This window comes from Streptomyces camponoticapitis, assembly GCF_014646115.1.
GTDB lineage: Bacteria > Actinomycetota > Actinomycetes > Streptomycetales > Streptomycetaceae > Streptomyces > Streptomyces camponoticapitis.
In genome coordinates this window covers 211,639-230,454 of the sequence record NZ_BMMV01000012.1, presented here as the reverse complement: position 1 = coordinate 230,454, position 18,816 = coordinate 211,639, and the positions used below count along the sequence as shown (strand labels likewise).

Genomic DNA, 18,816 nt, shown 5'->3' with positions numbered 1-18,816 from the left:
CGTGCAGGGAACTACGGTGCTCGCGGCGCTCTACGCAGTTCGATGCACCAATTGAGATGGTCTCTTACAAGGGACTTGGCGAAGCGGGGCCGGGCGGCGAGGCGATCACCACCTTCCACCTGCTCGACGCGCTCGACACCTTCCTGGTCTACCTCGGCTTCGCGCTGCTCCTGCTCTCACTGCTGGCCCTGTTCCCACCGGGCGGCCTCGCGCTCGCGGGCGCGGGGGCGGCGACGGCCGGCGGCGCGATGACGGCGGGGGCGGCACTGAACGCGGCGCTACTCGGGTCGGCGGGGATCGTCCTCATGGCGGTGAGCGCGGATGGTGTCGAGGGAAGCGGCGACGGCAAGCATGTTGGTGAGGGAAAACAGAACTCGACGGATCCCGCCGTGTCCGACGCGGTTGGCGCCGCGCGTGAGCAGAAAGTCGCGGAACTGACAAACGGTAGGATTCCCTCCGGGGCGCCGGGAAAGCCTGGGCTGAAGGTCACCAAGCCCGGTGCGGGAACGAGTGACGTCGACGTCATCGGCGGGGACGGTTCGTATATAGCCGTCGGAGGCCCTGCGAAGGCCAGAAATCTCGCCAAGTTCGGGGAGAAATGCCACATTCTCAAGTATGCGGCGGAACAGCAGGGTGTCCGGGCGCAGGTCTATCTGGAGAAGGGGACGCCGGAAGCCGCTCTGAATCTGGCCCGAAGGATTCTCGGTGACGGGAATGTCCACACATTCGTGAGGTGAGATTGTTGAGTGACGGCTTTGTCCACTGGTACGAGGGTGATTCGAATTCCGATCCGGCGGAGTCCTTGGTGGGCGCACTGGAGGAAGCCGGCCTGAGCCTTGGGAATCCGTCCACCGGGCTGATCTCGTCCATCACCAACGGGCCGGATTTGTGGGGCGAGCAGGTGCACACGGAGCGGGACGAGCTTGTCAGGTCAGTCGCCGCCGTGCGCCTTTCGGGGGGTGGTGAGGTCAACTTCCAGTTCTGGCTGGACGGGGAGACCGACGTCTTCACGCGTGTTCGCCGTCCGGCCGGCGGCGTGGTGACCGTCGTCGAATTCGGTCTCGACGGAATGGACGGCGCGCAGCAGACCCAGGTGGTGGAGGCGGTGCGGGTGGCGATGGGCCAGAGGTGGGCGGCGTGTCTGGGGTTTGTGATCGACCGGTCGGGGGCGACAGAAGAGGAAGACTGGGACGGGATCGTCGTTGATGCGTCCGCACGCTTCACGAGTTGGCCGGACACCCTCGCGATGCGCGCCGAAATCGCGGCGGCCCACGCCGAACTGTCCACATTCCCGGCCCGCCAGGACCCACCCTTGGTGGTGTTCGAGCGACCGGTCTGATCTTCGGTGGCCTTGCGGAGGGAACCTTGAGTGCGTACCACCAGATCTTCGCGCGGCCCGGCCATCTCGCGTACGTGTTGGTCGACGACATCTCCGCCGCGTGCGGGGCGCGGCTCGCGCCGGTGGCAGGGGGCGCGGACTACTCCGTGTCGGTCGGCCACGCCGCCGTCGAGTACGAGCGGTTTCATGAGTACGAGGACGACCTCGGGATCCCGTTCCAGTCGTACGAGTCGGTGATCACGATTCGCGACTTCGACCGTGACATGGAACGCCAGGGGCTCACCGCCGCCCGGATCTTTCAGAACCTGGCCGTTCTGGGGACCTACTCGATGGTGCTCGTCTTCGACCTTCAACGGGTCCTGGACTCCGCGACCGCGCGCCAGGGGTGAACGCCGGCGGTGAAGGGGCCGGAGGCCGGGTTACTGGTCCGCGCAGATCTTCAGGGCCTCCGGGCGGGCGCAGGGGAGGTGGCCCTCGTTGCGGACCACGTCCTGGCCGCCCGTGCGGATCAGGTAGTTGAGGAAGCTGGATGCCAGGGAGTCGGGGGCCGGGAGGCCGTAGGTGTAGCCGTATTCGATCTCGCGGTACGGGTAGTCGCTCTCCGCGATGTCGTTCACCGAAGGCGGCTGCTCGTCCAGCGAGAGGCGGTGCAGGCCGTCCACGCCCGTGCTGGAACGCAGTTCGCTGTAGCCGATCGCGCCCCGCACATCCTTCACCGTGTTGAGCACCTGCTCCGTGGTGTCGAGCTCGCAGCGGAACGTCCGCTGCGCCGGGTCGACCTCCTGGCGGCAGTCGTCGACCGTGTGGACCTTCTGCCTCTCCTCGTCGCCCGAGAGGATCTTGCGCTCGAAGATGTCGCGGGTGCCCGACCCGTCGGCCCGGCTGATGAGTTTGATGGGCAGGTCGGGACCGGGTTCGCCGTCACTGCCGCGGACCTGGTTCCAGTTCTTCACGTTGCCGCGGTAGATGTTCCGTACATCGGTGGTGCTGAGCCCCTTGAACGGCACGTCGTCGTGGACCACCAGCGCGAACACGGAGACCGCGACGCGGTGCTCCTCCAGGTCCGGGAACCCCACGGGCTTCGGTCCGTCGGTGAGGGTGACGACCGCCTTCGACGCGTCGTTCGCCAGGTCACGGACCCCTTCGAGGCTGCCGTTGGGGTCCACCTCGATGTCCGAGTCGGGGCAGTCCTCCTCGTACGACGTCGCCAATTTCCGTGCCACGGGCGCGAACGCCGTCGATCCGGTGACGGTCAATCTGCCCGTCTCGCAGCCCAGCGGCGTCGTGTCGGCGTCACCGCGCAGCATGATGATCGAGGAGAGCGCGATCAGGCAGACCGTCAGCAGGACCGTGATGAGCCGTGCCTGGCGGCTGAACTTGGGCGGTGCCTCGTCGGGGGTGATCGCGCGGTTCACGGCCACCTGCCCTCCGGAGAGCCCGCCGCTGACCTTGACCTCGTCCCCCACCCTGCCGCCGGTCAGCAGCACCAGCAGCTTGAAGTGCTCGCCCTTGTTGAGGGGGACCTTCGGGACGGTGAGCTGACTGCCCGAGCGGCGAAAACCCCTCGCGGGCGTGAAGTTGTCCATCAGGTCGGGGTAGTCCGACGGGATCGTGACGGCGACGGCCTTGATCCTCCGGTCGGTGAACCGGACCGTCAGGCCGTGGACGTTCGGCGACGTGTAGTCCCCGGCCGAGACCGGCTGCGAGCCGTCGTTCTCCAGGCGCAGCAGTACGAGTGTCGCGTCAGCCATGTCGGGGTCGTCGTCGAACAGTCCCAGACGTACGTTCGTCTGACCGGAGAGGGCGTCGTAGCCGATCCGCTTGCTGTGCGGCACCCGGCGCTCGTACCAGACCTGCCCGGCGGAGGTCAGCACACCCAGCACCATGGCCAGGATCGCAAAGACGTTCTCCCCGCTGAACCACTCCATGATCCGTCGCCCCCCGGCACTTTCCGACCCCGTGAGGCGACGGTAGGTGGGGATTTCGCGAACAGCAGTACGGTGAAGTGCTTTGATGACGGATGTTCACGAGCCGTTCCCCGTACGGTATTCGGTGTTCAGGGAGGGTCGGAGAAGCTGTCACGGTTTCGCGATCTTCGCAGGAGCGCCACATCGGGTTCGCACGGTCTCCGGCAGGAAGGGTTAGGTTGTTGGGCGCTCGATCCTGAGTGCGAAATTGAGACAGGTCGTCGACTTCCAGGCGGCGCAGTCAGCACAGGAAGATCGCGAATGGACTACTGCACCACGTGCCGTCGGACGCTCAACGGGGTTTTCGTGTGCCCCGGTTGCGGTGCCTACGCCCCCGACATCGCCCCCACCGGCGCACAGCTCCAGCTCACCCCCACGACCGTCGCGGTGATGTCCGACATCTCGCACACGCGGGAGTTCGACGCCTTCCCGGGTTTCGCGGACCCGGACCCGGCCCCGGACGTTGCCGTGGACGCGGACGCGCCCGTCGGTCCCGCCACCCGGTCGGCCACGGGCCGCGCCGCCCGTCGGCGCCGACTGGCGGACTGGAAGAAGCAGCGGCGTCGAGCGGTGGTGGCGTCGACGGTCGCGCTCGTCGGCGGTGGTCTGACCCTCGCGTTCATGCCGTCGTCCCGGCCCTCCGCCAGCCAGGCCCAGGCCTCCACGACGCCGGAACCGGTCACGGCTCCGTCCACGTCGTCGGGGGGCTTCGTCGACACCGGCTCGGAGCCGGACGCCGACCGGACCCGTACGCACGATCCGAAGCACGCCGAGCGCGGAACGGGCCGTCCGTCCAAGGACTCCAAGGACGCAAAGGACTCCAACTCGCCTGGCAGCGCGACCGCGATCACCCCGGTGGACGCGCCGGCGAAGCGCACGACTTCGCCCCAGACGACGCCGGACAGCGCGCGTCCCACGGAGGACACGCAGACGCAGCCCGAGTCGCCCTCGACGCCCGACTCGCCGCCGCCCACGGCGGAAACGCCCACCCAGCAGCCGAACAAGCCCACCCAGCCCGCACCTCCGCCCCCGAGCGCCGAGGAGCCGACGGACGACTCGGGGCTCTGCCTGCTCGTCCTCTGCGTCGACGTCGACTAGAACGAACGGGCCCCCGACTTGCTCGTAGTGGCGCTGGTCCTGTGCGTCGGCGCGGTCGTTCTCCTCGCCGTCTCGCGGGCGCGCCGTGCGCGGGCGGAGCGGCTTCTGCGCGGAGCGGAGACCCTCTACGAGGCGGCGCTCAGGTCCGAGGACGACCTGCGCGCGGCGTTGGAGTCCACGGACGTCAACCAGCGAGATTCCGAGGGGGATTCGGCCCTGCACATGGCGTACTACTTTGGCGGGGCAAGGGCCGTCGCCCGGCTCAAGGCCCTCGGCGCGGACGAGTATGTGCGCAACAACGAGGGGCTGACCCCCGAGGAGATGCGAGACGTCGCGGCGACCGAGGTTCTGCTGGAGCGGACGACGGCTTGTATGACCCTCAGCCACTGGATCGACGAGGCGCGGGGCCGGGTGCTGTACGACGAGCTGAGAGCGTGCCCACCGCGTATCTACAACCCCGCGCTCGTCCGGCTGTTCATGAGGGAGCGGCATCGTCGGCGGCTGGTGTACCTCGCGGTGAAGGTGGGGATCCCCGATTCGAAGGAGCGGCTGGCGCTGATCCTCGGGATCCACTTCGCCGGTAAGGAGGGGCGGGACATCGCCAACACCTTCCTGAACTCCGGCTCCCACGAACTCGCGGACGCGGCCGGGCAGTGGGCGCTGAGGAATGGGTACGACATCAACTTCCGCGTCTCCGGCACAGCCGCACGCTGGGGAGAGTTCTGAAGCGGATGATCGCGGACTTCGCCCAAAGTCCGTGGTAGCTACGGCTATTCGGCCCAGCCGAGGAAAGTCGTCCAGGCCGTCGGGGCGACCGTGAAGGTGGGGCCCTCGTGGACCTTCGAGTCGCGGACGTGGACGGCGTGGGGGCAGGTGGCCACCTCGACGCACTCGCCGCCGCTGGCGTTGCTGTAGCTGGACTTGTGCCAGTCGAAGGCGATTTCCACGCAGTTCCCGCCGCCGCTGTCGCTGTAGCTGGACTTGAACCACCGCAGGGTGTTGGTCATTCCTGTTCTCCCGCCAACCGCTCGATAAGGCCCAGCGCCTCGCGAGGACCCAGGGCCTGTGATCGGATCTTCGCATAACGCTGTGTGTAGGTGCTGACCTTTGTTGGGTCGGAGACCACGAGACTCTCCTCCTGGGCTTCGAGATAGAGCAGGCGGTCGTGCTCCGGGGTCTCCAACAGGGTCATGGCACCGTGACCTCCCGCGTACTCGCCGCCCAAACCGCAGTCCAGTGGCAGCACCTGAAGCGTCACGTTACGGCGCCTCCCGCACTCCGCCAAGTGGGAAAGCTGATCACGCATGACCTCCTGGCTCCCGATCGTGCGGCGCAGCACCGACTCCTCCAGGATCACCTCGATCAACGCCACCGGCTTCCGCTCCAGCAGCGCTTTCCGCGCCAACCTCGCCTCGACCAACTCCTCCACCCGCTCCTCCGGGAGAGGTGGATAGCCGCCGCCGATCAGGGCTCGCGCGTACGCCTCCGTCTGGAACAGGCCGTGCACCACCAGCGTCGCGTACAGAGACAGGCCCACCGCCTTCTGCTCCAGCAGCACGTAGTTCTTGAACTGTGCCGGGTACTTGTCCAGCCGTACGTACTCCCGGGCCTGCTCGAAGATGCCGAGCTCGTCGCCCAGCACCCGTCCCAGCGCCACCAGCATCTGGTCGCTCGCCGGTTGCGCGCAGGTCTCCATCGCGCTGATCGCCGCCGCAGAGAAGCCCGTTTCGATGCCGACCTGTTCCTGCGTCATCCCCTTTTGCAGGCGCATCATGCGGGCGATGTGTGCCACCAACCGCGTCGCATTTCCCGCCGTCACCTTGTTTTCCGCTCGCGCCATTGCGATCACCGTTTCGACTTGACCGGACTCAACCGGACACAACTGGACTGGACTGAAATCGACCTCACGTAACGTGAGTTCTTGCAGGTCAACCGGCTCCCGACGGCTCACGCCGTGTTATGGAAACGCTAGCGGTGACTACGCAGAATGTCCGCGTGAATACACAGAATCACCGTCCATGTGTCGACTGGCTCCCCAAGACCGGATTCCAACTCCGAAAAGCCGGGGTGAGATTCGACGCTGTACGCGTGGACGGGGCCGAGGGGCGTCGGCTCGCCGACATGATGGACTCGATCACGGCGGGCGATCCCGGCCCGATCGCCACCGAGTCGAACGGGTACCGGGCGGTGTACTTCTACCTCCCGGCAGGGAGCACCGCGAACCGGGTCTGGGCGCCCGGGGTAACGCGATTCAACTCCGCGAGCGGCAGCGTGAGTTACGTACCGGTGCCGGCGCTCGACGGGCAGACGTGGCCGCTCTTCTGGTACTGCCCGCCCGCGCACTCCGAGCGCTTCGTCCATCCCGCGATCCTGCGCAACGCGGCGGCCGCGCTGTTCGGGCATCCGATGTCGTTCGGGGCCGGGGAGGGGGAGAGCCGCTGAGCTGCGACGCGGGCCCGGCCTGGGCCCCGGGGTGGGTCCGTGGACCCTTCGGAATGGGTCTCGCGCGTCCGTACTGTGCGGACAGACGCGCCACGGCTGGACGCCTGGGCCGGACATCTGAAGCAAGTTGTTGGAAGGGTTTCCCCGTGTTGGACTCACAGGGCCTGGTGTTCCAGGCCGGCACCCCCGCGCACCGCTGGGAGTTGCCGAGGTCACTTGCCGCCACCCGGGTACTGCTCTACCTGATGTTCGCGCTCACCCTGCTGGGCGGCGTCGGAGTGCTGAACTCTCTGCTGGAGCTGGGTAGCCACATCACGCCGACGCTCACTCTTGCCGCGCTCTACGCGATGGTGCCGGGTGTCGCTGCCGTGATCCTGGCGCGTCGTCTGTGGACGGGTGGGAAGGTCGTCTGGTTCGCGTTGATCGGTCTCCAGGCGTGGCTGCTGGTCGGCAGTGTCGTCAATCTGTACGCGGGTTCGGCGCGCGGGGTCAGCCAGCTGCTGTTGCCGGGTGTTCTGTTGGCGCTGGTGAGTGTGGGTGCGAGCCGGGCTTGGTTCGAACTGCCGGCGGAACAGCGGGCGGTGAGGCCGCGTTGGACGCGTGAGCGGGTGCGTCGGGCGATCCCGTCGATTCCGCACATGATCGGTTGGCGCCGGAGCCGCGGTCAGTCGACGGTCGAGTACGCGGGCATGGTCGGTGTGGTCGCCCTGATCATTGGCGCGCTTCTTCTCACCGGCGTGGGACCCCAGATCGCGACAGGTCTCCAGACCGCGGTCTGCAACATCCTCGGCGGCGACTGCGAGAGCGACACGGTCGCCGGGGGCGGCGGCGAGTCGGGCGGTGGTGAGTCCGACGGTGGTGGTGACAACGGTGGTGGTGACAACGGCGGTTCGGACGGTGGTGGTGACAACGGCGGGTCGGACGGTGGTGGTTCCGACGGTGGGTCGGACGGTGGTGGTGACAACGGCGGTTCCGACAACGGTGGCTCCGACGGCGGCGGTGACAACGGTGGTTCCGACGGCGGTGGCGACAACGGTGGTTCCGACGGTGGCGGTGACAACGGTTCCGACGGTGGCGGTGACAACGGCGGGTCGGACGGCGGGTCGAGTGGTGGTGTCGTCTGCAATCCGGTGATGGCCCCCTGGGGCATGATGCAGAGCTGCACCGAGACGGGCACCGGCGGGTCTGACAACGGTGGGTCGGACAATGGCGGTTCCGACGGCGGGTCTGACAACGGTGGGTCGGACAACGGTGGGTCCGATGGTGGCGGGGACAACGGTGGGTCGGACAACGGTGGGTCCGACGGTGGCGGGGACAACGGTGGGTCGGACAACGGTGGTTCCGACGGTGGCGGGGACAACGGTGGGTCAAACAACGGTGGTTCCGACGGTGGCGGGGACAACGGTGGGTCGGACAACGGTGGTTCCGACGGTGGCGGGGACAACGGTGGTGAGTCCGACGGTGGTTCGGACGGTGGTGGTTCCGACGGTGGTGGGTCGAGTGGTGGTGTCGAGTGCAATCCGGTGATGGCCCCCTGGGGCATGATGCAGAGCTGCACCGAGACGGGCACCGGCGGGTCTGACAACGGCGGCGGCGACAACGGCGGGTCCGATAACGGTGGGTCGGACAACGGTGGGTCCGATGGTGGCGGGGACAACGGTGGGTCGGACAACGGTGGGTCCGATGGTGGCGGTGACAGCGGTGGTGGTTCCGACGGTGGCGGTGACAGCGGCGGCGGTGACAGCGGTGGTGAGTCCGACGGTGGTTCGGACGGTGGTGGTTCCGACGGTGGTGGGTCGAGTGGTGGTGTCGTCTGCAATCCGGTGATGGCCCCCTGGGGCATGATGCAGAGCTGCACCGAGACGGGCACCGGCGGGTCTGACAACGGCGGCGGCGACAACGGCGGGAGCAGCGGCGGCCAGGACGACGACAACAAGGACGACGACAAAGACGACGAGGACAAAGACGACGAGGACAAAGACGACGAGGACAAAGACGAGGACGAGGACGACAACGACGAGGACAAAAAGCCCGACTGCCGGGACACCAACGTCGCCTACGTCGGACCGGTGACCACCGGCTCGGCCGGCGACGGGCGCTACACGCTCGCCTCGGCCGGTACTCGCAACTCCGTTGTCTACAGCGGCAGTGGCTCCCTGCTCCTGGCCGCTCCCGGGGACCCCTCCCCTGCCGACATGGCGATGTCGATCTCCGCGAGCTCCATGGCCGGCGTGGACACGTACCAGGACATCGAGAACCAGATCAGCAACGCTCTCGGTCTCACCGATCCGCCGCCCCCGCCGGTCCAGGACGATACGAAGCCGAAGCCGCCGGTCAAGCCGAAGCCCCCGCACCTTCAGGGCTGCCCCGTCAAGACTCCGATGAACGTCCTGGACGACGTTCCGAAGTACAGCGAGTACGACAGGAAGACCTGGTCGGAGAAGGTCGAGGAGGAAGCCCGGAAGCACGAGCTGACGAAGGACTTCACCAAGGAAGACGCGCTCATCATCGCCGACTACACGGGCTCCTGGGCCGAGGACGCGAACAAGTACCTCCGCGGTCAGGGCATCCCCGGCAGCCGTAAGAACTCGGTCCCGAAGTTCATCGAGAAGATGGACACCGCTCTGGACCATCTGCCGCCCGTCAAGGGGACGTTCCACCGGGGCACGTTCATGCCGGACGAGCTGCTGGAGCGGTTCGCCAACGGTGAAGAAGTCGAGATGCCCGAGTACCTCAGCACGTCCAGCGACCCGGCGAAGGCCGACCGTGCCGCCCAGAACGCGAAGGCCAACGGCCGGAGCGGCGAGAACGTCGTCATGGAGATCACCACGGACAACGGCCGCAACATCGACCCCCTGTCCCGCTACGAGGGCAAGGAGTCGGAGGTCCTCATTCCGCGCGGCGGCAAGTTCGTGAAGACGGGCGAGACGACGAAGATCATCGGTGGCAAGGAGTACAAGGTCATCCAGGTGAAGCAGGTTCCTTGAGCCCACGGGTACGGCCCTGTGCGGCGACCGGACGGTCACCGCACAGGGCCGGTGTCATGCGGGGGCTCGGTGGATCAGCTCGGCGATCAGTACGCGTAGCTGGTGTTCCCGCCGAGGGAGGCGGCCACGTTCTGCACGGCCGGGTTGGTGTTGAGCGTGTGGACCGACTCCATGCTCGACATGGTGCTGCTGTTGCCGAGCTGGCCTTCGGTGTTGTGGCCCCAGGCGAAGATGTCCTCGCCGAAGACGGCGATGCCGTGCTGGGCACCGGCCGCGACCTGCTGGGCGCCTTCGAGGCGCGGGATGTCGATGGGGGCGGTGCGGTTCGTGAACTGGCGGCTGTCCTTCGCGGCCGGGTCGGCCTCCAGGAGCTGGTTGTTCTGGTTGTTGCCCCAGCCCCAGACGCGGCCGTCGCTGTCCACGGCGTAGTTGTGGTTGGCCCCGGCCTCGATGTTCTCGACGTTCTCGATCCAGTCGACGTCGACCGGGACGACGCTGTTCTTCGTGGAGGAGTCGCCGAGCTGGCCGGAGACGTTCTTGCCCCACGACTTGACCGTCTTGTCGGCGGTCAGCGCGAGCGCGTGGTGACAGCCGGCGTCGATCTCGGAGACGTTCTCCAGGCCCTTGACCTGACGCGGTACGGAGCTGGTGGCGCGGTTGCCGCTGCCGAGCTGGCCGTAGACGCCGCGGCCCCAGGCGTACACGTCGCCGTTCTCCGTCAGCGCGAGGCTGAAGTCACAGCCGGCGGAGACCTGCTTGACCTTGGGCATGCCCTTGATCGCGTCGGGGACGGCGCGCATGTCGCCCGTACGGTTGCTGCCGAGCTGGCCGTAGTTGTTGTCGCCCCACGAGAACACGCGGCCGTTGCCGTCGAGGGCCAGGGCGTGCTCGCCGCCCGCGGCGATGTCCTTGATGTCCGTCAGGCGCGACACGGCGGTGGGGACGTTGCGGTTGGTGCGGCCGCCGTTGCCGAGCTGGCCGGAGCGGTTGTGGCCCCAGGCCTTGACGGTCTCGTCGGTGAGGGCGAGCGCGAAGGAGTCGGACGACGAGGTGCCGCCGGCCGAGATCCTCTCGACGTCACCGCGGGCGAGGGAGGAGACAGGCACCGGGGTGGAGCTGTCCTTCATGGCGCCGTTGCCGAGCTGGCCGGTACGGCCGGCGCCCCAGCTCAGAACGGACGGGTTCTCCTGGACGGGGGCGGCGGAGACCGCGGCCAGGGGGGTGAGTGCGAGACCGGCGGTGAGGGTGGCGGTCAGGAGTGCGCGACTAGGGCGCATGGGAAGTCCTCTCGTGATGGTGCGGACCCGTCCTCGCGGGACCGCACCTGATCATCGATAGGCTCGACGTCCGCCTCCTGAGGCGCGACCGGTCGCACACTCGGATGGTCCCGAACAGCGACCCGAACGGCGTGCGGAGTGTGCGCCGAGTGCGCCGTCTTGCGCCCCCTGCGCCGTGTGCGCCGCCGATGGGTGCCGGGCATCGGGTATTGGGGGTGTGCGGTCAGGACGCGGTGCCGGGGCGGGGTGCCAGGACGGGGTCCGGGAGCCGCCGGAGGGCGGGGACAACGGCTCAGCGGGCCGTGTTCAGCCGGGTCGCCGTGAACGCCAGGTCCGCGAAGCGTTCGCCGATGCGGCGGTGGGAGGCGGCGTCCGGGTGGAGCTCGTCCGGGAGGGGCAGTTCGGCGTAGTCCGCCTCGCCGTAGAGCTCCCGGCCGTCCAGGTGGTGCAGGTTCGGGTCGTCGGCGGACCGCTGCCGTACGATCCGGGCCAGCTCGTCCCTGATGACGTTCAGCGTCAGCTTCCCGCTCGCGCGCTCCGCCGGGTCGCCCGCCGCCAGGAACCGCAGCTGCCCGTCGCTGATTCGTGAGAAGTCCGGGGCGGTGGGTCCTGGGGTGTCCTCGTGGATGCGGCAGTACGTCGGCGAGACGACGAGCAGCGGTGCCGTGGGGTGGCCCTCGCGGATCGTGTCGAGGAAGCCGTGGACGGCGGGGGCGAAGGCGCGCAGCCGCATCAGATCTGTGTTGACCAGGTTGATGCCGATCTTGACGCTGATCAGGTCGGCCCGGGTGTCCCGCATCGTGCGTGCGGTGAACGGGTCGAGCAGGGCGTTGCCGCCGAAGCCCAGGTTGATCAGGTCCACCCCGGCGAGGGAGGCGGCGAGTGCGGGCCAGGTCGTGGTGGGGCTCGCGGCGTCGGAGCCGTGGCTGATCGAGCTCCCGTGGTGCAGCCACACCGGTCGGGCCCGGTCGGTTACGGGGTCGACGGGGGCGTCCGTGCGCAGGGCGACGAGCTCGGTCCGTTCGTTGTGCGGCAGCCAGATCTCGACGTCCTTCTCGCCGTCGGGCAGGCCGCCGAAGCGCACGGTGCCGGGCGGGCCGGGCTTGTGCTCGGCGGTCCCGGCGGTCATGTCGATGGTGAGGATGTTGCCGCCCGCCACGGACGCCCGGTCGGTCAGCCGGCCGTCGACCAGCAGGTCGTACACGCCGTCGGGGCGGGGCGGCGCGCCCACGTACTCCCGCTTGGTGGGCAGCACGTCCAGTTCGACGGTCGTGGCCCGGGTGCGGAGGACGAGCCGTACGCCGGAGGGCTGGTCTTCCACCATCGCCAGGTTCGGGTCGGTGTTCTGCGCGCGGGCCCAGGCGGGCAGGCGGTGCGGCAGGACGCCGTGCGCGGTCTGCTCCAGATCGATGGCGCCGCGCAGGATGCCGGTGGTGATGGGGGTGGCGGTCCAGTTCTGCGGGGAGCCGGGTGTCGCGTTCTGCGCGGTGTTCCGCGTGCTCATGATCGGTCTCACTCTGTGGGTCGGGGGGTCGGTTCAGGGGCGGGCGCGGGGTCGGACGGCGCGGAGGGGGGCCAGGTGCGGAGCAGCGCGTCGAGGCGGTCCACGATCCACACCCAGGTCTCCCGTGTGTCGGGTGCGCTGTGGCTGAATCCGCCGGCCGTCTCCAGGCTGATGTAGCCGTGGAAGACGCTGCCCAGCAGCCGTACGGCGTGTGTCTGGTCCGGCTCCGTCAGGTCGTATCCGCGCAGGATCGCCCGTGTCATCTGGGCATGGCGGGGGCCGGCGCTCGCGGCGGCCGTCTCGGGGTCGAGTGTCAGCCGGGCCGCCGTGTAGCGGCCGGGGTGCTCGCGGGCGTAGTCGCGGTAGACGTTCGCGAAGGCCGCGAGGGCGTCCTTGCCCGCGCGCCCGGCGAGCGCCGTGGCGAGACGATCGGCCATCTCCTCCAGCGAGAGCAGGGCGATCCTCGTCCTGAGGTCCTGGGAGCTCTTCACGTGCGAGTACAGACTCGCGACCTTGACGTCGAACTGCCGGGCGAGCGCCGAGACGGTCACCTGCTCGAAGCCGACCTCGTCGGAAAGCTCGGCTCCCGCCCGGACCAGGCGTTCCGTGGTCAGTCCTGCTCGTGGGGACATGGGTGTCCTTCCTGCTTGCCTGAATCAATTATGCAGCTACCTAAAGTGTTTAGGCAAATGCCATAACTGATTCAGGCGTTGTCAGACCCGTCTGCCACCGTGGGGACATGGACGAGACGCAGCCGGCGGAGACGCTGGAAACGACGTTGCAGATCACGATCGACTGCGCCGACCCGGCGCGGCTCGTGGACTTCTGGAGCGACGCCCTCGGGTATGTGGCCGAGCCGCCGCCGGACGGAGCCGCCACCTGGCGGGAGCACTGGATCGCCCGGGGACTGCCGGAGGAGGAGCTGTCCGAGGGCGCCGGCGAGACCCCGGAGTCGATCGTCTCCCCGACGGGGACCGGGCCCCGGATCTGGTTCCAGCAGGTGCCCGAGGGAAAGGTCGTGAAGAACCGCGTGCATCTGGATCTGAAGGTGGGCGGCGGGCGCGAGGTGCCGCTGCCCGTGCGGAAGGAGCGGATAACCGCGAAGTCGGACCGGCTGGTGGCGGCCGGGGCGACGGTGTCGCGGGTGATGGACGAGCCTTATATGGACTACTTCGCGATCGTGCTGGCGGACCCGGAGGGGAACGAGTTCTGCGTGGGGTAGCCGCCCGGCGGCGGTGAGGACCGACAGGGGTGAGTGCGGACGTGCGGGGGCGATCAGCCGTTCTTCGTGTACGTCACGGACTCGCCGTTCGCGGTGGTCACGCGGCGCAGACGGCCGTCCGGGAGGATCGTCAGCTCCGTCGCCGCGCCAGGGGTGCATGAGGACATCGGCCGGCCCGTCGTGATCGTGGAGGGGCCGATCTTCAGCGGGCCGGAGTCCGGTGCCGCGCTGAGCGCCGCCTCGAACACGCACTGGTAGGTGCCGCCGGTGTCGGTCGGGCCTTCCGCCGTCAGTTCGAGCACGGTGTCGCCCACCTTGCCCTGCCGGATGGAGAGTTCACGGGTGTTGCTCCCGCCCGCGCCCTCGATGGTGCCGGACCAGGCACCGAGGTACTTCTTCGGTACGTCGCCGGGCCCGGCGACGTCGGATGCCGACGGGGAGGGGGACCGGGTGGCCGGGGGCGCGTCCTCGGACGGGGTGTCGTCCCCCGAGGAGGACGAGTCGTCGGCCGAGCTCTCCGCCTGGTTGTTCGACGTGTCGTTCTTCTCGCTGCCGCTGTCCATGAAGGCGTACACCGAACCGCCCGCGGCCAGCGCGACGATCACCGCGACGGCGACCAGCGCCACCGTGCCCCGGCCGCTGCGGCGCGGCGGCTCGGGCTGCGGGACGCGCGCCGGGCCGTACGGGGGAGTGGGACCGTACGGCGAGGGATGGCCGTAGTTGGAGGGCGGCGGGCCGTACGGGGGTGTCGCGCCCCACGGAGGGAGCGGGGGCTGGCCGGGCTGTGGGTAGCCGTACTGCGGGGGGAGCGGGGGGAGTGGTGCCTGCTGGGGTTGCCGGGGCTGCTGATTCTGCGGGTAGCCGTAAGGCGCCGGCTGCTGTTGGTGCTGGGAGTTCTGGGGTGGCTGCGGTTGGTGCGGTTGAGGCGTGGGCGGCGGTGTCGGCTGCGGGGGCACCGCCTGCGGGGACGGCGTGCTGATCATCGTCGCCATGCCGTGCACGGCGTTCCCGCCGCCCTCGCCGGGGCCACCGGGCGGAGGCGTTTCGGGGGCGGGCTCCGCAGGCGGGCCCGCCGGGCTCGGGCTCGCAGGCGGGCCCGCCGGCTTCGAGAACGCCAGCTCCGTACGCGCCCCCGGCTCCTCGTGGTCCAGCAACTGCACCGCGTCGCTGCCCAGTTGGGCGAGCAGCGGGCCGGGCAGCCAGGGCTCGTCGTCGTCCGGTTCGCCCACCCGGGCCAGGACCTGCGCCGGGGTCGGGCGCCCGGCCGGGTCCTTCTTCAGGCAGTCGCTCACCAACTCCCTTAGTCCCTCAGGGAGTTCGGACAGGTCCGGCTCCTCCTGCGCGATGCGGAACATCAGCACGTGCACGGCGGTGTCCGCCGTGCCGAACGGGAGCCGCCCCGTCGCCGCGTACATGAGCACCGAGCCCAGGCAGAACACGTCGCACGCGGGCGTGACCGCGGTGCCGCGCACCTGCTCCGGCGCCATGAAGCCGGGTGACCCGACCAGGCTCCCGGTCCGGGTCAGCCCGCCGTCGGTGACCGCCTCCAGGGCGCGGGCGATGCCGAAGTCGATGACCTTCGGACCCTCGATGGTGACGAGGACGTTGGACGGCTTGAGGTCGCGGTGGATCAGACCGGCGGTATGGATGTCCTGGAGGGCGTTGGCCAGACCGGAGCCGAGTATCCGTACCGAGCGCGCGGGCAGCGGCCCGTGCGGGCCCGAGACGATGCCCTGGAGCGCGGGCCCCGCCACATAACCCGTGGCGACCCACGGCACCGGGGCCTCCGTGTTCGCGTCGAGGACCGGCGCCGTCCACCGGCCGCCGACCCGCCGCGCCGCGGCGACCTCCAGCCGGAACCGGTTACGGAACTCGTCCTGTTCGGCGAGTTCCTTGCGTACGAGCTTCACCGCGACCGTACGGCCTCGGTCCGAGCGCGCCAGATAGACCTGCCCCATGCCCCCGGCACCGAGGCGGGCCAGCAACCGGTACGCGCCGATGCGCTGTGGATCTCCTGCAGCCAGCTTCTCCATGGCCGTACGGCCCTCCCCCAAGATGCACAAGCCCAACGCGCAGAGGATAGTGCCGCGTTCGCCGGACCGCGCGCTCGCGGGCATACCGGCGGTCAACCGCCGATCAGGGCGAGAACCGACCCCACGGCGCACGAACCCGAACGAACCCGTACGCGAAGAGACTGACGCGACCGCCGATCCGTTTCCCGGCCCCGGACCGGGTCGGGGCCGGGGCCGGCGGATCGCTCACTCCGAGCGGGAGCCGAGCGCGTCCATCGCCCGCGACAGCCGCTCCAGCATGCGTACGGTCTCCGCGAACTCCGCCGCTCCCAGCTCCTCGGCCAAGCGCTTCGCGAGAGCCGCGTGGCCTGGGGTGATCTCGCGGATCGCGGCGCGTCCCTCCTCGGTCGGGGTGAGCAGTTTCGCGCGCCGGTGGGCCGGGTTCGGTTCGTACGCCGCGAGTCCGCGTTCGACCAGCAGATCCGCGATCCGCTGCACGCTCTGCCGGGTGATGCCCATCTCGCGGGCGATCCCGGAGACGGGCAGCGGCCGTGGCAGTACGGCTCCGAGGACCTGCCACCAGGCCGCCGTCAGGCCCGCCGGGGCGGCCAACTCCTCCGCGACGGAGAGGAATTGGCCGTTCAGCCGGAAGACGCCGAGCGCGGTCCTGCTGAGCAGCTCCGGGGAGTCGGCCCGGCGGCCGGTCTCGGGCTCCGGCGCGGTCACGAGTTGAGGATCTCGAACGCGCTCGCGTCCGAGTTCTTGAACAGCCGGTACCAGGCGTCCAGCTTCTCGCCCTCGTACACGCCGAGCAGCGCGAAGATCTCGCGTGCGAACGCGACGGGCTCGGTCGGGCCGGCCGTGATCAGATTCCCGTCCGTGACCGCGTCCGCCTCGGTGTAGTGCCTGCCGCCCTGATAGCCGGTGGCGTCCAGATAGTGGCTGACGGCGCTGGTGTGCTTCCGCTCGTCCAGCAGCCCCTCCCGCGCGAGCCCGGCCGTGGCGCCGCAGATCGCGGCCACCGGGTAGCCCAGCCCCAGGAATCGCCCGGCGGCGCGGGCGAACGGCGCCAGGTCGTCCCCGGCGTCCCAGAGGGACGCGCCAGGGAGGATGAGCACTGCCGTGTCGCCGGGCTCGCCGAGCTGGTCCAGTGCGACATCGGGCTCGACGCGCAGACCGCCCATGGTGGTGACGGCGTCGCTGGTGGGGCCGACGGTGCGCACGTTGAAGCCGTTCTGGGCGAGGTGCGCGGTCGCGTACCCGGTCTCCCAGTCGGCGAGGGTGTCGTAGACGGCGAGGTAAACGGTCTTGCCGGTCATGGTGGCCTCCTCGGCTGTATGACAGCATGCTGTCATGTCGACAGTGTGCTGTCAATGTCGTTGTCTAGGGATTGCGGGGGGGGGGATTGCGGGCGGCCTGGGTGGGGCGACAGTCTGCCGAGTCACACCGCCAACACCAGACACCGTGTTCGCTCCCGCCCCCGCCCGCCGCTCTCTACGCTGTTCGCATGACCCCTCACCTCGACGTCAACCCTGTTGACACCGTCGACCCGAAGGCCGGGGCCGCCGTCAAGGCCGCCGACCGCGCGCACGTGTTCCACTCCTGGTCCGCGCAGGAATTGATCGACCCTCTCGCCGTCGCCGGTGCCGACGGCTCGTACTTCTGGGACTACGACGGCAACCGCTACCTCGACTTCAGCAGCGGTCTCGTCTTTACCAACATTGGCTACCAGCACCCCGTCGTCGTCGCCGCGATCCAGGAGCAGGCGGCCAGACTCACGACCTTCGCGCCCGCTTTCGCCATTGACGTACGCTCCGAGGCCGCACGTCTCATCGCCGAGCGCACCCCCGGTGACCTTGACAAGATCTTCTTCACGAACGGCGGCGCGGAGGCCGTCGAGAACGCCGTACGGATGGCCCGGCTGCACACCGGCCGCCCCAAGGTGCTGTCGGCGTACCGCTCGTACCACGGCGGCACCACCACCGCGATCAACCTGACCGGCGACCCGCGCCGCTGGGCGTCCGACGCCGGCAACGCCGGGGTCGTCCACTTCTGGGCGCCGTTCCTCTACCGTTCCCCCTTCTACGCCACCACCGAGGCCGAGGAGTGCGCCCGCGCGCTCGAACACCTGGAGGCGACCATCGCCTTCGAGGGGCCGGGAACCGTCGCCGCGATCATCCTGGAGACCATCCCCGGCACGGCCGGCATCATGACGCCGCCGCCCGGATATCTCGCGGGCGTACGGGAGTTGTGCGACCGGCACGGCATCGTCTTCATCCTGGACGAGGTGATGGCGGGCTTCGGCCGCACCGGCGAGTGGTTCGCCGCCGACCATTACGACGTGGTGCCCGACCTGCTGACCTTCGCCAAGGGCGTCAACTCCGGCTATGTACCGCTGGGCGGCGTCGCGATCTCCGCCGCCATCGCGGACACCTTCGCGACCCGTCCCTACCCCGGCGGTCTCACCTACTCCGGCCACCCGCTGGCCTGCGCCGCCGCTGTCGCGACGCTGCGGGTGATGGCCGACGAGAAGATCGTCGAGCACGCGGCGCACATCGGGGAGAACGTCCTCGGGCCCGGCCTGCGCGAGCTGGCGGACCGGCACCCGTCGGTCGGCGAGGTGCGCGGACACGGTGTGTTCTGGGCGCTCGACCTCGTACGGGACAAGGAGACGCGCGAGCCGCTGGTGCCGTACAACGCGACGGGCGAGGCGAACGCGCCGATGGCCGCCTTCGCCGCCGCGTGCAAGAAGGGCGGGCTCTGGCCCTTCGTGAACATGAACCGTACGCACGCGGTGCCGCCGTGCACCGTCACCGAGGGGGAGGCGAAGGAGGGCCTGGCGATCCTGGACGCGGCGCTGGCCGTGGCCGACGAGCACACGCTGTAGGGCGCGCCCGAACTCCGGCCGGCCGCTCGTGGCCGGCCGGAGTGACGGCACGGCCCCGCCCGAGATCGGTCGCGAGGGCCC

Annotated in this window: 17 protein-coding genes and 1 pseudogene; 9 read left to right on the top strand and 9 right to left on the bottom strand. The window is 69.4% G+C overall.

Going from position 1 to position 18,816, the window contains the following annotated elements; translation table 11 throughout:
• The 3 genes and pseudogenes from IEY79_RS20240 to IEY79_RS20230 all read left to right on the top strand — a co-directional run.
• A pseudogene (locus IEY79_RS20240) lies at nucleotides 1-737 on the top strand (hypothetical protein); the annotation flags it as partial.
• Nucleotides 738-742: 5 nt separating this feature from the next.
• Entirely contained in the window at nucleotides 743-1,339 is a 597-nt protein-coding gene (locus IEY79_RS20235; RefSeq protein ID WP_189108931.1) for a hypothetical protein, read from the top strand.
• Nucleotides 1,340-1,365: 26 nt separating this feature from the next.
• Nucleotides 1,366-1,728 (top strand): hypothetical protein, encoded by a 363-nt coding sequence (locus IEY79_RS20230; protein WP_189108930.1) that lies wholly within the window; start codon nucleotides 1,366-1,368, stop codon nucleotides 1,726-1,728.
• Nucleotides 1,729-1,758: 30 nt separating this feature from the next.
• On the opposite strand, the gene IEY79_RS20225 is transcribed toward IEY79_RS20230, so the two are convergent.
• On the bottom strand, nucleotides 1,759-3,267 hold the full coding sequence (locus IEY79_RS20225) for a PstS family phosphate ABC transporter substrate-binding protein (RefSeq protein ID WP_189108929.1): 1,509 nt from the start codon (nucleotides 3,265-3,267) through the stop codon (nucleotides 1,759-1,761).
• Nucleotides 3,268-3,567: 300 nt separating this feature from the next.
• Here IEY79_RS20225 and IEY79_RS20220 point away from each other — a divergent pair, with 300 nt between their 5' ends.
• Nucleotides 3,568-4,404: an SCO2400 family protein gene (locus tag IEY79_RS20220; protein ID WP_189108928.1), complete on the top strand. Its 837-nt coding sequence runs from the start codon at nucleotides 3,568-3,570 to the stop codon at nucleotides 4,402-4,404.
• Nucleotides 4,405-4,422: 18 nt separating this feature from the next.
• Nucleotides 4,423-5,130: a hypothetical protein gene (locus tag IEY79_RS20215; RefSeq protein WP_189108927.1), complete on the top strand. Its 708-nt coding sequence runs from the start codon at nucleotides 4,423-4,425 to the stop codon at nucleotides 5,128-5,130.
• Nucleotides 5,131-5,174: 44 nt separating this feature from the next.
• On the opposite strand, the gene IEY79_RS20210 is transcribed toward IEY79_RS20215, so the two are convergent.
• Together IEY79_RS20210 and IEY79_RS20205 are read right to left on the bottom strand one after the other, a co-directional pair.
• Nucleotides 5,175-5,411, bottom strand: coding sequence for a DUF397 domain-containing protein (locus tag IEY79_RS20210; RefSeq protein WP_189108926.1), 237 nt, complete (start codon nucleotides 5,409-5,411; stop codon nucleotides 5,175-5,177).
• The gene (locus tag IEY79_RS20205) at nucleotides 5,408-6,244 is read right to left on the bottom strand and encodes a helix-turn-helix domain-containing protein (RefSeq protein WP_189108960.1); all 837 of its coding nucleotides are present in this window, start codon (nucleotides 6,242-6,244) and stop codon (nucleotides 5,408-5,410) included. Before IEY79_RS20205 ends, IEY79_RS20210 begins: the two co-directional genes overlap by 4 nt.
• Nucleotides 6,245-6,471: 227 nt before the next feature.
• Here IEY79_RS20205 and IEY79_RS20200 point away from each other — a divergent pair, with 227 nt between their 5' ends.
• Nucleotides 6,472-6,846: a hypothetical protein gene (locus IEY79_RS20200; protein WP_229700986.1), complete on the top strand. Its 375-nt coding sequence runs from the start codon at nucleotides 6,472-6,474 to the stop codon at nucleotides 6,844-6,846.
• 146 nt (nucleotides 6,847-6,992) lie between these two features.
• The gene (locus IEY79_RS20195) at nucleotides 6,993-9,833 is read left to right on the top strand and encodes an ADP-ribosyltransferase (RefSeq protein WP_189108924.1); all 2,841 of its coding nucleotides are present in this window, start codon (nucleotides 6,993-6,995) and stop codon (nucleotides 9,831-9,833) included.
• Nucleotides 9,834-9,919: 86 nt separating this feature from the next.
• Here IEY79_RS20195 and IEY79_RS20190 read toward each other — a convergent pair whose 3' ends face one another.
• The 3 genes from IEY79_RS20190 to IEY79_RS20180 all read right to left on the bottom strand — a co-directional run bounded on the left by IEY79_RS20190 (nucleotide 9,920) and on the right by IEY79_RS20180 (nucleotide 13,246).
• Nucleotides 9,920-11,110 (bottom strand): RCC1 domain-containing protein, encoded by a 1,191-nt coding sequence (locus tag IEY79_RS20190; RefSeq protein WP_189108923.1) that lies wholly within the window; start codon nucleotides 11,108-11,110, stop codon nucleotides 9,920-9,922.
• A gap of 292 nt (nucleotides 11,111-11,402) precedes the next feature.
• Entirely contained in the window at nucleotides 11,403-12,614 is a 1,212-nt protein-coding gene (locus IEY79_RS20185) for a GDSL-type esterase/lipase family protein (RefSeq protein ID WP_189108922.1), read from the bottom strand.
• A gap of 8 nt (nucleotides 12,615-12,622) precedes the next feature.
• Nucleotides 12,623-13,246, bottom strand: a complete 624-nt coding sequence (locus tag IEY79_RS20180) for a TetR/AcrR family transcriptional regulator (protein WP_189108921.1) — start codon at nucleotides 13,244-13,246, stop codon at nucleotides 12,623-12,625.
• Nucleotides 13,247-13,353: 107 nt separating this feature from the next.
• On the opposite strand from IEY79_RS20180, the gene IEY79_RS20175 reads away from it, so the two are divergent.
• Nucleotides 13,354-13,836, top strand: a complete 483-nt coding sequence (locus IEY79_RS20175) for a VOC family protein (protein ID WP_189108920.1) — start codon at nucleotides 13,354-13,356, stop codon at nucleotides 13,834-13,836.
• 53 nt (nucleotides 13,837-13,889) lie between these two features.
• Here IEY79_RS20175 and IEY79_RS20170 read toward each other — a convergent pair whose 3' ends face one another.
• From IEY79_RS20170 to IEY79_RS20160, 3 genes are all read right to left on the bottom strand, one after another.
• Entirely contained in the window at nucleotides 13,890-15,869 is a 1,980-nt protein-coding gene (locus IEY79_RS20170; RefSeq protein ID WP_189108959.1) for a serine/threonine-protein kinase, read from the bottom strand.
• Between the two features lie 225 nt (nucleotides 15,870-16,094).
• On the bottom strand, nucleotides 16,095-16,574 hold the full coding sequence (locus tag IEY79_RS20165; RefSeq protein ID WP_189108919.1) for a MarR family winged helix-turn-helix transcriptional regulator: 480 nt from the start codon (nucleotides 16,572-16,574) through the stop codon (nucleotides 16,095-16,097).
• Nucleotides 16,571-17,167: a type 1 glutamine amidotransferase family protein gene (locus IEY79_RS20160; protein ID WP_189108918.1), complete on the bottom strand. Its 597-nt coding sequence runs from the start codon at nucleotides 17,165-17,167 to the stop codon at nucleotides 16,571-16,573. Before IEY79_RS20160 ends, IEY79_RS20165 begins: the two co-directional genes overlap by 4 nt.
• A 188-nt stretch (nucleotides 17,168-17,355) precedes the next feature.
• Between IEY79_RS20160 and IEY79_RS20155 the strand changes: the two genes are divergently transcribed.
• The gene (locus tag IEY79_RS20155; protein ID WP_189108917.1) at nucleotides 17,356-18,735 is read left to right on the top strand and encodes an aspartate aminotransferase family protein; all 1,380 of its coding nucleotides are present in this window, start codon (nucleotides 17,356-17,358) and stop codon (nucleotides 18,733-18,735) included.
• Nucleotides 18,736-18,816 lie beyond the last annotated feature (81 nt).